This is a genomic window from Corynebacterium sp. 21KM1197, from assembly GCF_033783015.1.
Taxonomy (GTDB): Bacteria; Actinomycetota; Actinomycetes; order Mycobacteriales; family Mycobacteriaceae; genus Corynebacterium.
The window spans coordinates 669,660-681,906 of record NZ_CP123907.1 but is presented as its reverse complement, the minus strand read 5'-3'; the positions used below and the strand labels follow the sequence as shown (position 1 = coordinate 681,906).

Below are 12,247 nucleotides of genomic sequence, written 5' to 3'. Positions count from 1 at the left end.
TCTCAAGCCAAGCCACCACATCGTCGCTCTGCTAGGGCCCGGAGTCACCAAAAATCATGACCGTGGTCATGGGGGCCGGGCGGTAGCGTGAGGTCATGCCCTCCGTTTCCCGCCGCCACCTGCACGCGCTCTTCGTGGCGGGCCTTGTCCTATATATATTTGCTTTTCTTCCACACCCCTCCGCAGGTCTGGCGCTGGCGATTCCCCTCGCCGGGTTCTGGGGTCTGTGGGCCACCGGGCGCTATCCTCGCGCCGCAAGCCTAGCGTTTTCCCTGGTTGCGCTCCTGGGATACTTCGCCGCCAACTGGGTATCCAGCGTGGCCATGCTCATTCTGGCCGTCTTGACCCTGCTGCTGAGCCTGGGTAACCGAGCCGCGCTGGGGTACTGCGGGGTCGTGGTGGGGGTAACGGCGGGCGCGCACCTCTATGCGGGCAGCGGCACCGGGCGCGCATTCACCGAGGCCCTGGCCGTGTCCGTGTTGCTGGGCTTCGGCTACGCCTTTGCTGCCCAGGTACGTCACGGCATGGTGCTCAACCGGCGCCTGCACCGGCACATCGCCACGCAGCAGGATCTTCTACTATCCCGCGAGCGCGAGCGCATGGCCCGTTCCCTCCATGACAGCCTGGGGCACCGCCTCACCGCCGTACTGCTGAGATTGGACTTCTGCCGCCGCACACTGCCCCCACACGCCCAGTTAGATCGGGCACGCGCCATGACGGCCCAGGCCCTCGACGACATGCGCGCCACCGTCCGCGCTCTCACCCCCGTGGAGTTGCGCGAGGGAGACCTCACCCAGGCGCTGCGCACCCTCGCGGAATCCTTTTCCGCCACCGCGCTGCGCGTACAGGTCAGTACCCTCAACACCATGCAGCCGCCGGAGCCCGTGGCCCTGCTCGCCCTGCGTTTCACCCAGGAGGCCCTGGCCAATGTGGTGTGCCATAGCAACGCCCACTCCGCACACATCTCCCTGGACATCCGCGATGACGGCTCCCCACCTCCTTTACCCCCGGCTACGGCATCTCCTCCCTGCGCCGCCGCGCCCGGGAACTCGGCGGGGAGGTCACCACGCACGCCTCGCCGCAGGGCTTCACGCTCAGCATGGAGGTGCCATGCGGGTAGTGCTTATTGACGATCACGAGGTCGTCCTCCACGGCCTGCGCCTTGTGCTAGAAACCTTCCCCGACGTGGAGGTGGCGGCCGCCACCACGAACGGCGCGACCATCTCCGCCCTCATCCGGGAACATCAGCCGGACCTCGTGGTCACGGACGCCGCCATGCCCGGCTTTAGCGGCCTGGACGTGCTGCGCGCCGCACTACCCACGCCGGTGCTCATTCTCACTACCTTTGGCCAGGCAGCCCTGGTCTCCTCGCTCATCGAGGCCGGAGCCAGCGGTTATATCCTCAAGGGGGTCTCCCCGGAGGAATTGGTATCCGCCATGCGCGCTGCCACCAGCGGCGGCCTGGCGCTCGATCCCAAGGTGGCGCGCTACGCGCACAACGAGCTAACCGTGCTCACCCGGGCCGAGCGGGGCGTCGCGGAGCTGGTGGCGCGCGGCCACACCAACCGGGAGATCGCCCGGGAGTTGTTCCTGGCCGAGGGGACGGTGAAGAATCACGTTTCCGCCCTGCTGCGCAAGTTACGCGCCCGCGATCGCACCAACCTCGCCCTCCTCCTAGCCCGACAATTAGGAGATTTGGGCCGGGGGCATTAAGATTGTCGCTTGCTGTTGTCGAAAAACATTCGTCTTCGCCCCCGTCTGCTGACTTTTAGTACTTTGACGTGGGCGGCTAGGAGAAAGTTACACCCATGTCGGCTATTTGCCAGGTCACGGGACGCAAGCCGCAGTTCGGCAAGTCCGTCTCGCACTCGCACCGCCGTACGTCGCGCCGTTGGAACCCCAACATCCAGCGTCGTCGGTTCTACCTGCCCTCCGAGGGCCGTACCATCACCCTGAACGTGTCCACCAAGGGCCTGAAGGTCATCGACCGCGATGGCATTGAGGCTGTGGTGGCCAAGATTCGAGCACGTGGGGAGAAGATCTAAAGATGGCACGTAATGACGTTCGTCCGATCATCAAGCTGAAGTCTACGGCTGGCACTGGTTACACCTATGTCACCCGCAAGAACAAGCGCAATAACCCGGATCGCATCACGCTGAAGAAGTACGATCCGGTAGCCCGCAAGCACGTCGAGTTCCGCGAGGAGCGATAATTCATGGCTAAGAAGTCCAAGATTGCCAAGAATGAGCAGCGCAAGGACATTGTCGCCCGCTACGCGGAGCGTCGCGCCGAGCTCAAGGCCATTATCAAGAACCCGAACTCGTCCGATGAGGATCGCCTGGACGCGCAGTTCGAGCTGAACCGTCAGCCGCGCGACGCCTCCCCCGTCCGTGTTCGTAATCGTGACTCCCACGATGGCCGTCCGCGCGGTTACCTCCGCAGGTTCGGTCTTTCTCGCGTGCGCATGCGCGAGATGGCTCACCGCGGTGAGCTGCCGGGTGTCCGTAAGTCCAGCTGGTAGGAGTTGTGCATAAATGAAGCGTAACAACGCAAAGCGCGCTCGCGTTGAGCAGAGCCGCCGCCCCAAGAAGAACCCGCTCAAGGCAGCGGGCATCGAAACGGTGGACTACAAGGACATCAACACCCTTCGTCAGTTCATCTCCGATCGCCACAAGATTCGTTCGCGTCGCGTGACGGGCCTGACCCCGAAGCAGCAGCGCGAGGTCGCCACCGCCGTGAAGAACGCGCGCGAGATGGCTCTCCTGCCGTTCACCAGTCGCTAACTGGGAAGAATCACAACAGCGGGTTACCCCGCCCACTCCTAGAGTGGGCGGGGTACTGCCGTTTATGCTTGTACTTATGCACCCCTCGCTCACCGATCTCTTAGACCAGGCCCCCGAGTGCGCCGACCCCGCCCACCTGCGTGGCTTCATCGCGGAATCCCAGGACCTCGCGCGCAACGCCCTGCACCACGGGGAGGCCGCAGTGGACGTGGCCAGATGGTATTCCGCCGTCACCATCAGCCTCCTGGGCTCCCCCGCCCTGGCCGATAAGCCAGCCGTGGCTCCCGTGGGCGCGCTCGCGCGCGGCGAGGCCCTCCCCTCCACTCCGCTGCTGTGGGTAGCCCCGCAGATCCCCAGCGCGCAGTCCGAGTTCTGGGAGATGGGCCGCGACCTTAGCGAGCGCCCCGCTGCTCCCGAACTCTCCCAGGTGCTCCGCCAGCGCCCCCCGGCCATGCGCACCATCGACGGCCTGCCGGACCTCGATACCGCCGTGAATATCCAGGAGCACCTCATCGCCCCGGCCACCGCGCTCCGGCACTGCGGGGCCAGCCTCACCCCAGCGGAGTCCGAGGCGCTGGATCAGGCCTGGATTACCGGCATGGAATTAGAGGCGCAGCGCTGGCGCGATCGCGTGCCCTCCGTCCTCCCCGCGCGCGACCTACCGGCCCTGCAACGCAGCGCCTTTGGCGCCGCCGCCCGATCGGTTTCCCTGGTGATCCGGTCGGTGGCCGCACGCAATAACATCACCATCGATACCGACGCTGAATAAGGAGCCACCGTTATGGCAGGAGCCGTGGGACGACCCCGGAAGAACAGCCCGCGCCGTCGCGGCAATACCGCGCGCGAGGAGATCCTCGACGCCGCCTCGGAACTCTTTACCGTGCAGGGCTTTGCCACCACCTCCACCCACCAGATCGCGGACGCCGTGGGAATCAGGCAGGCCTCCCTGTACTACCACTTCCCCTCCAAGGCGGAGATCTTTTTGACCCTGCTCAAGTCCACCATCGAGCCCTCCGCAGACCTCGCGGAATACCTTGGGGCCACGGAGGCCTCTGCCCCGCAGCGGCTGTGGTCCCTGGTGGCGGCGGAATCCCGCCTGCTGCTCTCCAGCCGGTGGAACGTGGGGCGTCTCTATCAACTCCCCATCGCCGCCTCGGAGGAATTCGCGGAGTACCACGCCCAGCGCGAGGGACTGCGCACCACCTTTGAGGGACTGGCGGCGGACATCGTGGGGGCCCAGGACCCCCGCTGCATGCTGCCCTTCCACATCGCCATGTCCGTGATCGAGATGCGGGATAATACCGGCGTGGCCCCCCACCAGGGCGAGGGCCTGCCCCCCACCGCCGTCATGCTGGCGGACGCCGCCCTCGATGTTCTGCATACCCCCCTGCCCGAGGAGCGCGTGGAGCGCACCCTCGAACTGCTTAGTGCGCGAAGTGCCGCGCACCCGTGAGGTACATCGTCACCCCGGCCTTCTTGGCCGCCTCGATCACCTCATCGTCGCGGATGGAGCCGCCGGGCTGCACCACGGCCTTGACCCCGGCCTGAGCCAGCACCTCGAAGCCATCAGCAAAGGGGAAGAAGGCGTCGGAGGCCGCCACGGCGCCCTCGGTGCGGTTGCCCTCGCCCAGGGTGTTGGCGCGCTCCACGGCCAACTTGGCGGAGTCCACGCGATTGACCTGCCCCATGCCCACGCCCACGGTGGCTCCCTCGCGGGCGATGAGAATGGCGTTGGACTTCACCGCGCGCACGGTGCGCCAGGCAAACTCCAACTCCTTGAGCAGTTCCTCCGACCCCTCTCCGGCCACCAGCGTCCAGGAGGCGGGGTCATCACCTTCGGCATCAATGGCGTCGCTGCGCTGCACCAGCAGGCCGCCGGAGATCTGCTTGATCTCCTTGGCCCCGCGCTCGGGGGCCTCGGCCTCCAGGATGCGCAGGTTCTTCTTGGTCTTGAGTAGTTCCAGCGCGTCCTCGGCATAGGCGGGCGCGATGACCACCTCAGTGAAGATCGGCTTGATCTGCTCCGCCATCGCCAGGGTCACCTCGCGGTTGGCGGCGATCACGCCGCCATAAGCGGACAGCGGATCGCAGGCGTGGGCGGCGGCGTGGGCGGCCGCGATGTCCTGGGACACCGCGATGCCGCAGGGGTTGGCGTGCTTGATGATGGCCACGCAGGGCTCGGAGTGATCCCAGGCGGCGCGCCAGGCGGCATCGGCGTCCTGGTAGTTGTTATAACTCATCTCCTTGCCGTGGTGCTGGGTGGCCCCGGCCAGCCCGCCCCCGGAGACGTACAGCGCGGCGTCCTGGTGCGGGTTCTCGCCGTAGCGCAGTTCCTGGGCCAGCCGGTAGGAGGAACCCACCCACTGCCCCTCGGAGATCCAGGTGGCCACGGCGATGTCGTACTCGGCGGTGTGGCGGAAGGCCTCGGCAGCCAGGGCGCGGCGCTCCTCAATGCTAAAGCCGCCCTCGGCCACCGCGCGGGCCACCTCGTCATAACTGGCCGGATTAACCACCACGGCCACGGAGGGGTGATTCTTGGCCGCCGCGCGCACCATCGAGGGGCCTCCGATGTCGATCTGCTCCACGCAGGCATCGAAGTCCGCCCCGGAGGCCACCGTCTGGCTGAAGGGGTAGAGGTTCACCACCACCAGTTGGAAGGGCTCCACCCCCAGTTCCTCCAGTTGGGCCAAGTGATCGGGCTTGCGGGTATCGGCCAGGATTCCGGCGTGCACGCGCGGATGCAGCGTCTTGACCCTGCCCTCCAGGCACTCCGGGAAGCCCGTGAGATCCTCCACACGGGTCACCGGCAGCCCGGCCTGCGCCACGGTGGCGGCGGTGGAGCCGGTGGAGACGATCTCCACCCCGGCCTCGTGCAGGGCGGTGGCCAGTTCCACCAGGCCGGTCTTGTCATAGACGCTCAGCAAGGCACGCTTAATGCCCTTGCGGCTTTCACTCATCTGAGATTCTCCTGTTGCTGTGCGGACAGCACCCGCACAATGAGTTGGCGTTCAACGTTCTTAATGCGCTCGTGCAGCGTGGCCTCATCGTCCCCCGGTTCCACCCGCACCGGCTCCTGCGCGATGATCGGGCCGGTATCCACACCCTCGTCCACGTAGTGCACGGTGGAGCCGGTGATCTTCACCCCGTAGGCCAGGGCATCGCGCACCGCGTGCGCCCCGGGGAAGGCCGGGAGCAGGGCGGGGTGGGTGTTGATGGTGCGCCCCCCGAAGCGTTCGAGGAAGGCGGGCCCGAGGATCTTCATGAAGCCCGCGGAAACCACGAGGTCGGGGGCACCCACGGCGTTCGCAAGCGTGACATTCCAGGCATTGCGGTCGGGCTGCATGGGAACCACCTCGGTGGGTACCCCCGCAGCCTCCGCGCGATCCAGGGCGCGGCAGGGTTGATCCGCGAGAACCTTGGCCACCCGATAGTCCCCCTGGTGATCCAGGATCGCCTGGAGCAGCGTTCCGCTGCCGGAAACCAAAACCACAATATTAAATGTCACGCGCTCAGCCTACCCGCCGCTTTGTGTACCAGCCCAGCCGCGGCCCCCACCCCGGCCACCCACACGAACACCAGCAGCGCCGCCAGCCACTCCATCGGGCCCGTCGCGCCGTACACCCCCATCTGACCACCGGCCAGGTAGGTGCCCACCAGGGTCAGCGCCCCGGCGCAGCCGCCCGCATACACCGCCTCCCGCCAGGTGGGCACGCGCCGCCACCACAGGGCCACCGCCACACCAGCCGGGATCAGCAGCAGGGCCATCGCCCAGGGCAGCGCCTGCCCCGGCACCGCGAACAGCGGCAGCGGCGGCAGGGGCACCAGGTGCACGCTAAAGAGGCTTATCGACGCCTCCCCCGCGTGAAACTCCGCGCCCACCAGCACCGCCGCCGCCGCGATCACCGCGTTGGGCAGGTAGAGCAGGCTCACCGCCACCGCACCGGGACTGGTAGCCTGCCAGTTCCATGCCACCACCGCAATCCACACCACCGCAGCCGCGCCGAGGAGATAGAGAAGATACCGCACCGCGTCCTTGGCCCACTGCGGCCAGGGGCGATAGCCCAGCAGCAGCGCCAGGCTGTGCACGATCAAGGTGGTAAGGAAAGCCCACGGCGAGGGCACATCGACGGGGTAGACCGCGCGGGCGTCGAAAAGCATGAGCCAGGCGATCCCGGTGAGCAGCAGCGGCACGCCCAGCAGCAGCCCTACCTCGAAGCGGCGGGTGGGGCGCGCGCGGCTGAGCAACCAGATCATGCCCATCGCGGGCAGCAGCGGCATGAGGCCGAGTGTGATGCCGTCGAGCCGGATGGGGGCCATATTCAGGATCAGCCATAACTGCGCCACGGTGGCCGGCATGGCCCCCAGGGAGGTGGAGGTAACAAGCAGGCCCGTCATGGCGATAACCACGATGGCCAGGAGCACCACCAGGTGCGGCAATAACACCGTGGGAAGATAGCGCTGCCTGGCCTTTTCCTGCTGCGTTGTGGGCGTGGCGACCTCGCGGCGGGTGCGGCGCCGACCACCGCCGGGGCGTCGATTACTGCTGGTTTTCTTGCTCACCGTGCCAGCATATAACTGAAATATGGGAAAACAGGTTGCCCCGCTCCCATCGAGACGCTATCGTTACACCTCGTAGATAACGAAAAGGTCACGATTCGCTAACGTGGCGTTACACCGAGCAGATGGAAGTGAACGAGTTGGGCAAGCACCACAAATTCAATCCCTCGCAGACCACCAAGGGTCGCATTGCCCTGATGGCCGTGGCTACGGGCGCTGTCTCTACCGCTGGCGCGGGCGGAGCCGCCGCCGCTCAGCACACCAGCACCCACTCTGTGGACTACACCCTGGCGAACGATTCCCAGGACCTCCCCGCTTCCTCCCCCCAGATCCTGGCGATCTCCGAGTTCAAGCCCGCCACCGGGATCGAGGATCAACTGGGCAAGGCCGTGAAGTACGCCTCCGAGCGCGCCGAAGCCGCCAGGGCCGCCCTGCTTCCCGTGGAGACCTCCTCCTCCGCCCCCATCCAAGAAGGTTCCACCGCCGTGGTCAATGCCCTGGGCGCGGTTGCTCCCGCCATCGGCGCCTTCACCTCCGGCTTCGAGCTGCGCTGGGGCACCTTCCACAAGGGCATTGACATCGCCAATGCCGAGGGCACCCCCATCAAGGCCGTGCTGGACGGCACCGTGATCGATTCCGGCCCCGCCTCCGGTTTTGGCCAGTGGATCCGCATCCGCCACGATGACGGCACCGTCACCGTCTACGGCCACATGTCCACCCTGGCCGTGGCCGTGGGCGAGCGCGTCACCGCCGGTCAGACCATCGCGGGCATGGGCAACCTGGGCTTTTCCACCGGTTCCCACCTCCACTTCGAGGTGCACCCCGCGGGCGGCGACGCCATCGACCCCGTGCCGTGGCTCGCCGCACACGGCATCACCCTATAACTTCTCCATCGGCAGCCCGCCGATCAGCATGAGGCGCACTGTCCCGGCCGACCCAAAATCAATGGTCACCGTGGCATGTGCCCCCATTCCGTCTGCGGCGATCACGGTGCCCAGGCCGTACTTAGCGTGATTCACCCGATCCCCCACCACCAGGTGCAGGCTGGTGTTCTTCTTGCGCTGCGGGGCCACCCGCTGCTTGCTCTCCGCGCCGCTCCATTCCGTGAGGTCGGAGGGAATCTCCTGCAAAAAGCGGCTGGGTGGATTATTAATCGGGTTGCCCCAGGCCGAGCGCAGCGTGGCGCGGGTGAGGTAGAGCCTCTCCCTCGCGCGGGTAATGCCCACGTATGCTAATCGACGCTCCTCCGCCAGCTCCCGAGGATCGCCCAGGGAGCGCAGGTGCGGGAACTGGCCGTCCTCCCAGCCAATGAGGAATACCGCCGGGAACTCCAGGCCCTTGGCCGTGTGCAGGGTCATTAAGGTGACCATGCCCTGTTCCTCGTCGGGAATCTGGTCGGCGTCCGCCACCAGGGAGACGCGCTCCAGGAAGGCCTGAAGGCTTCCGTCAAAGTCCTCCCGGTGTGCGGCCTCGGAGGAGAACTCCCGCCCCACCGAGACCAGTTCGTTGAGGTTATCCAGGCGCGCGCCGTCCTGGGGATCGTTGGAGCCCTCCAGTTCCGCGCGGTAGCCGGTCACGTCCAGTATCTCGCTGATAAGTTCCCCGATGTTCTCGGACATGTTCTCCCGCAGACCCGCCATCATCTGCACAAAGCGGCCCACTGCGTTGCGCCCCCTGGCACCGAGCATGTCCACCTCACCCGCCGCGGCGTCCTCCAGGGCCTCGCCAAAGGACTTATTCTCCTGCTCCGCGTGCAGGGCGATGAAGGATTGCGCCCGCTCCCCAATACCGCGCTTGGGGGTATTCACGATGCGCCTCATGCTCACCGTGTCCTCCGGGTTATCCAATACCCGCAGATAGCCCACCACGTCGCGGATCTCGCGGCGCTCATAAAAACGAGTGCCGCCCACCACCTTGTAGGGCACCCCGGTGCGGATAAACACGTCCTCGATAGCCCGTGAGGAATTATTGGTGCGATACATCACCGCAATGTCGGAATAGTTCATTCCACCGTCCACCAGGCGATCCACCTCGGCAGCGATATACCGGGCCTCGTCATGCTCATTATCGGCCACGTATCCCCGGATCTTTTCCCCTTTGCCCAGGGCCGTCCACAGGCGCTTATCCCGGCGATTCTCATTCTGCGCGATCACCGCATTGGCGGCATCCAGAATCGTCTGCGTGGAGCGGTAATTCTGCTCCAACAGCACCGTACGCGCGTTGGGGAAGTCCCGCTCAAACTCCTCGATATTGCGAATGGTCGCCCCGCGGAAGGCATAAATGGACTGATCGGAATCGCCCACCACGCACAACTCGCTGGCCTCCTCGCCCCGCCCCACCAGGGTGGATACCAGCTCGTACTGGGCGTGGTTGGTGTCCTGGTACTCGTCGATGAGCACGTGGCGGAAGCGGCGTCGATAGTAATCCGTGACCTGCGGGTGCTCCCGGAGTATCCGCACCACCTCCCCGATCAAATCGTCAAAGTCCACGGCATTGGCCTGCCGCAGACGCGCCTGGTATTCCGCGAATACCTGCGCCACCGTGCCCTCCTCCGGCTCGGTGAGTTCGTTCTTGGCGTTGGAAATGGCCGCGCCTAATACCCGAGGGCTAAAGCGCTTGGGGTCCAGGCTCATTTCCTTGGCGATCATGCCCAGCAGGCGGCGGGAATCATCGGAATCATAAATGGTGAAGTTCTGCTTCAACCCCGCCAATTCCGCCTGCTGACGCAGAATCCGCACGCACACCGAGTGGAAGGTGGACACCCACATGCGCTGCGCGATCGGCCCCAGGCGATCCCGCATTTCCGCTGCCGCCTTATTGGTAAAGGTAATGGCCAGAATCTGCCCCGGCTGCACCCCCCGGTGCCGCATGAGATAGTCGATCCGCTGGGTGAGCACGGCCGTCTTGCCCGAGCCCGCGCCCGCCACGATCAAAAGCGGCGAGCCCGTGTGCTCCACCGCCGCGCGCTGCTGTTCGTTGAGAGAATATTCCATAGTATCTACCAACCTACCCGGCGGCCGTGGCAGTATAGTTCCATGAACACCGAGGACGAGATTCAGCGCTACCGCGAGGAAATTAACCGCCTGGACCAGGAGATTCTCGACGCAGTCAAGCGCCGCACCGAGATCTCCCGGATCATCGGCCGCACCCGCCGCGACTCCGGCGGCACCCGCCTCGTCCACGCCCGCGAGGTAGCCATTATCAATCACTTCCGCGAGGAGATCGGGGAGGAAGGCCCCGCGCTGGCCGCTATTCTGCTGCGCATGGGGCGGGGAAGATTAGGCTAGATCCCATGAACGCTTGGCAGAAACTCCAGTCCCGCCCCACCGACCTCGACCTGCGCGAGCTCTTCCGCGATCCCCAGCGCGCCGCCCACCTCACCTTCGACGCCGCCGGTCTCCACGTCGATCTCTCCAAGAACCTTATCGACGCCCCCACCCTCACCGACCTCCTCGCCCTCGCCGAGGAGGCGGGCGTGCGCGAGCGCACCGAGGCCATGTTTAGCGGCGAGCACATCAACACCACCGAGGATCGCGCCGTGCTGCACACCGCGCTGCGCCTTCCCGCTTCCGCCGACCTCACCGTGGACGGCCAGGACATCGCCGCCGACGTCCACGAGGTCCTGGGCCGCATGCGCGACTTCGCCACCGCCCTGCGCTCCGGCGCCTGGCTGGGGCACACCGGCCACACCATCAAAAAGGTCGTGAACATCGGCATCGGCGGCTCCGACCTCGGCCCCGCGATGGTCACCAAGGCGCTGCGCGCCTACGCCACCGCCGGTATTACCGCGGAGTTCGTCTCCAACATCGACCCTGCCGACATGGCCGCCACCCTCGACGGCCTCGACCCCCACTCCACGCTCTTCATCGTGGCCTCCAAGACCTTCACCACACAGGAAACGCTGACCAACGCCGCAGTGGCCAAGAAATGGCTTCTCGACGCCTTCGACGGCGATGACTCCGCCGTGGCCAAGCACTTCGTGGCGGTGTCCACCAACGCCGAGAAGGTGGCCGAGTTTGGCATCGATACCGCCAACATGTTCGGCTTCTGGGATTGGGTGGGCGGACGCTACTCCGTGGACTCCGCCATCGGCCTCTCCATTATGGCGGTGATCGGCCCCCGGGACTTCATGCGCTTCCTGGAGGGCTTCCACGCGATGGACGAGCACTTCCGCACCGCCCCCTTTGAGCGCAACGTTCCGGTGCTCATGGCCATGCTGAATATCTGGTACACCAACGTCCTCGGTGCCCAGACTCACGCGGTGCTCCCCTATTCCCAGGATCTCTCCCGCTTCCCCGCCTATCTCCAACAACTGACCATGGAGTCCAACGGCAAGTCCGTGGATCGACAGGGCAACCCCGTGGAGCACGACACCGGGGAGATCTTCTGGGGCGAGCCGGGCACCAACGGCCAGCACGCCTTCTTCCAGCTCATGCACCAGGGCACCCGCCTGATCCCGGCGGACTTCATCGGATTCGTGCGCCCCAAGGACGGCGAGGAGTCCATGCACGACCTGCTCATGGGCAACTTCTTCGCCCAAACCAAGGTGCTGGCCTTTGGCACGCAGGGCGAACTCCCCCCGCACCGCGTGATGCCGGGCAACCGCCCCTCCACCACCATCCTGGCCGAGGAACTCACCCCGCACTCCCTAGGCTCGCTCATTGCTCTCTACGAGCACATCACCTTTGTGCAGGGCACCGTGTGGAACATCAACTCCTTCGATCAGTGGGGCGTGGAACTGGGCAAGAAACAGGCCAACGATCTGGCCCCCGCCGTCTCCGGCCGCGATGAACCCGATACCGGCGATTCCTCCACCGATGACCTCATCTCCTGGTATCGCCGCCGCAAGTAATTACCCCAGTTATAGGACCACCGGGCAAACTGGGGCTTCGCCAGCGGCCCCTCCG

The 12,247-nt window shown here is 65.8% G+C and carries 15 protein-coding genes; 11 read left to right on the top strand and 4 right to left on the bottom strand.

Annotated features, from left to right (window positions below; translation table 11 throughout):
* The first annotated feature begins 95 nt into the window (after nucleotides 1-95).
* The 8 genes from OLW90_RS03335 to OLW90_RS03300 all read left to right on the top strand — a co-directional run bounded on the left by OLW90_RS03335 (nucleotide 96) and on the right by OLW90_RS03300 (nucleotide 4,236).
* Nucleotides 96-1,130 carry a sensor histidine kinase gene (locus OLW90_RS03335; RefSeq protein WP_319651348.1) on the top strand — a complete coding sequence of 345 codons (1,035 nt, stop codon included), beginning with the start codon at nucleotides 96-98 and terminating at the stop codon, nucleotides 1,128-1,130.
* Nucleotides 1,111-1,713: a response regulator transcription factor gene (locus tag OLW90_RS03330; protein ID WP_319651347.1), complete on the top strand. Its 603-nt coding sequence runs from the start codon at nucleotides 1,111-1,113 to the stop codon at nucleotides 1,711-1,713. The genes OLW90_RS03335 and OLW90_RS03330 overlap by 20 nt, the downstream gene beginning before the upstream one ends.
* A 95-nt stretch (nucleotides 1,714-1,808) precedes the next feature.
* Nucleotides 1,809-2,045, top strand: coding sequence for a 50S ribosomal protein L28 (rpmB, locus tag OLW90_RS03325; protein ID WP_018119125.1), 237 nt, complete (start codon nucleotides 1,809-1,811; stop codon nucleotides 2,043-2,045).
* 2 nt (nucleotides 2,046-2,047) lie between these two features.
* Nucleotides 2,048-2,212, top strand: coding sequence for a 50S ribosomal protein L33 (gene rpmG / locus OLW90_RS03320; protein ID WP_055122719.1), 165 nt, complete (start codon nucleotides 2,048-2,050; stop codon nucleotides 2,210-2,212).
* A 3-nt stretch (nucleotides 2,213-2,215) separates the two neighbouring features.
* Nucleotides 2,216-2,521 (top strand): 30S ribosomal protein S14, encoded by a 306-nt coding sequence (gene rpsN / locus OLW90_RS03315; RefSeq protein WP_319651346.1) that lies wholly within the window; start codon nucleotides 2,216-2,218, stop codon nucleotides 2,519-2,521.
* A gap of 13 nt (nucleotides 2,522-2,534) precedes the next feature.
* Nucleotides 2,535-2,783 carry a 30S ribosomal protein S18 gene (gene rpsR, locus OLW90_RS03310; protein WP_018119127.1) on the top strand — a complete coding sequence of 83 codons (249 nt, stop codon included), beginning with the start codon at nucleotides 2,535-2,537 and terminating at the stop codon, nucleotides 2,781-2,783.
* A gap of 76 nt (nucleotides 2,784-2,859) precedes the next feature.
* Nucleotides 2,860-3,552 carry a hypothetical protein gene (locus OLW90_RS03305; protein WP_319651345.1) on the top strand — a complete coding sequence of 231 codons (693 nt, stop codon included), beginning with the start codon at nucleotides 2,860-2,862 and terminating at the stop codon, nucleotides 3,550-3,552.
* Between the two features lie 12 nt (nucleotides 3,553-3,564).
* Nucleotides 3,565-4,236 carry a helix-turn-helix domain-containing protein gene (locus OLW90_RS03300; protein WP_319651344.1) on the top strand — a complete coding sequence of 224 codons (672 nt, stop codon included), beginning with the start codon at nucleotides 3,565-3,567 and terminating at the stop codon, nucleotides 4,234-4,236.
* Here OLW90_RS03300 and purH read toward each other — a convergent pair.
* From purH to OLW90_RS03285, 3 genes are read right to left on the bottom strand one after another with little or no spacing between them, the layout of a single operon-like run.
* Nucleotides 4,208-5,740, bottom strand: coding sequence for a bifunctional phosphoribosylaminoimidazolecarboxamide formyltransferase/IMP cyclohydrolase (gene purH / locus OLW90_RS03295; protein WP_319651343.1), 1,533 nt, complete (start codon nucleotides 5,738-5,740; stop codon nucleotides 4,208-4,210). The genes OLW90_RS03300 and purH overlap by 29 nt on opposite strands.
* The gene (purN, locus tag OLW90_RS03290; protein WP_319651342.1) at nucleotides 5,737-6,288 is read right to left on the bottom strand and encodes a phosphoribosylglycinamide formyltransferase; all 552 of its coding nucleotides are present in this window, start codon (nucleotides 6,286-6,288) and stop codon (nucleotides 5,737-5,739) included. The genes purH and purN overlap by 4 nt, the downstream gene beginning before the upstream one ends.
* Complete coding sequence (locus OLW90_RS03285) at nucleotides 6,285-7,343, bottom strand: DUF6350 family protein (RefSeq protein WP_319651341.1); 1,059 nt, start codon at nucleotides 7,341-7,343, stop codon at nucleotides 6,285-6,287. Before OLW90_RS03285 ends, purN begins: the two co-directional genes overlap by 4 nt.
* Nucleotides 7,344-7,465: 122 nt before the next feature.
* Between OLW90_RS03285 and OLW90_RS03280 the strand changes: the two genes are divergently transcribed.
* Nucleotides 7,466-8,224: a M23 family metallopeptidase gene (locus OLW90_RS03280; protein WP_319651340.1), complete on the top strand. Its 759-nt coding sequence runs from the start codon at nucleotides 7,466-7,468 to the stop codon at nucleotides 8,222-8,224.
* Here the strand turns inward: OLW90_RS03280 and OLW90_RS03275 are convergent.
* The gene (locus OLW90_RS03275; RefSeq protein WP_319651339.1) at nucleotides 8,219-10,333 is read right to left on the bottom strand and encodes a UvrD-helicase domain-containing protein; all 2,115 of its coding nucleotides are present in this window, start codon (nucleotides 10,331-10,333) and stop codon (nucleotides 8,219-8,221) included. The two genes, OLW90_RS03280 and OLW90_RS03275, sit on opposite strands and share 6 nt — an antisense overlap.
* A gap of 42 nt (nucleotides 10,334-10,375) precedes the next feature.
* Here OLW90_RS03275 and OLW90_RS03270 point away from each other — a divergent pair, with 42 nt between their 5' ends.
* Entirely contained in the window at nucleotides 10,376-10,627 is a 252-nt protein-coding gene (locus OLW90_RS03270; protein ID WP_055122710.1) for a chorismate mutase, read from the top strand.
* Between the two features lie 5 nt (nucleotides 10,628-10,632).
* Nucleotides 10,633-12,192: a glucose-6-phosphate isomerase gene (gene pgi, locus OLW90_RS03265; RefSeq protein ID WP_319651338.1), complete on the top strand. Its 1,560-nt coding sequence runs from the start codon at nucleotides 10,633-10,635 to the stop codon at nucleotides 12,190-12,192.
* Nucleotides 12,193-12,247 lie beyond the last annotated feature (55 nt).

Coding starts and splice junctions, on each gene's coding strand:
- rpmG (WP_055122719.1), top strand. CDS start 2,048: ATGGCACGTAATGACGTTCGTCCGATCATCAAGCTGAAGTCTACGGCT.
- OLW90_RS03275 (WP_319651339.1), bottom strand. CDS start 10,333: ATGGAATATTCTCTCAACGAACAGCAGCGCGCGGCGGTGGAGCACACG.
- OLW90_RS03335 (WP_319651348.1), top strand. CDS start 96: ATGCCCTCCGTTTCCCGCCGCCACCTGCACGCGCTCTTCGTGGCGGGC.
- pgi (WP_319651338.1), top strand. CDS start 10,633: ATGAACGCTTGGCAGAAACTCCAGTCCCGCCCCACCGACCTCGACCTG.
- purH (WP_319651343.1), bottom strand. CDS start 5,740: ATGAGTGAAAGCCGCAAGGGCATTAAGCGTGCCTTGCTGAGCGTCTAT.
- rpsR (WP_018119127.1), top strand. CDS start 2,535: ATGAAGCGTAACAACGCAAAGCGCGCTCGCGTTGAGCAGAGCCGCCGC.
- OLW90_RS03280 (WP_319651340.1), top strand. CDS start 7,466: ATGGAAGTGAACGAGTTGGGCAAGCACCACAAATTCAATCCCTCGCAG.
- OLW90_RS03305 (WP_319651345.1), top strand. CDS start 2,860: ATGCACCCCTCGCTCACCGATCTCTTAGACCAGGCCCCCGAGTGCGCC.
- OLW90_RS03330 (WP_319651347.1), top strand. CDS start 1,111: ATGCGGGTAGTGCTTATTGACGATCACGAGGTCGTCCTCCACGGCCTG.
- rpmB (WP_018119125.1), top strand. CDS start 1,809: ATGTCGGCTATTTGCCAGGTCACGGGACGCAAGCCGCAGTTCGGCAAG.
- rpsN (WP_319651346.1), top strand. CDS start 2,216: ATGGCTAAGAAGTCCAAGATTGCCAAGAATGAGCAGCGCAAGGACATT.
- OLW90_RS03270 (WP_055122710.1), top strand. CDS start 10,376: ATGAACACCGAGGACGAGATTCAGCGCTACCGCGAGGAAATTAACCGC.
- OLW90_RS03300 (WP_319651344.1), top strand. CDS start 3,565: ATGGCAGGAGCCGTGGGACGACCCCGGAAGAACAGCCCGCGCCGTCGC.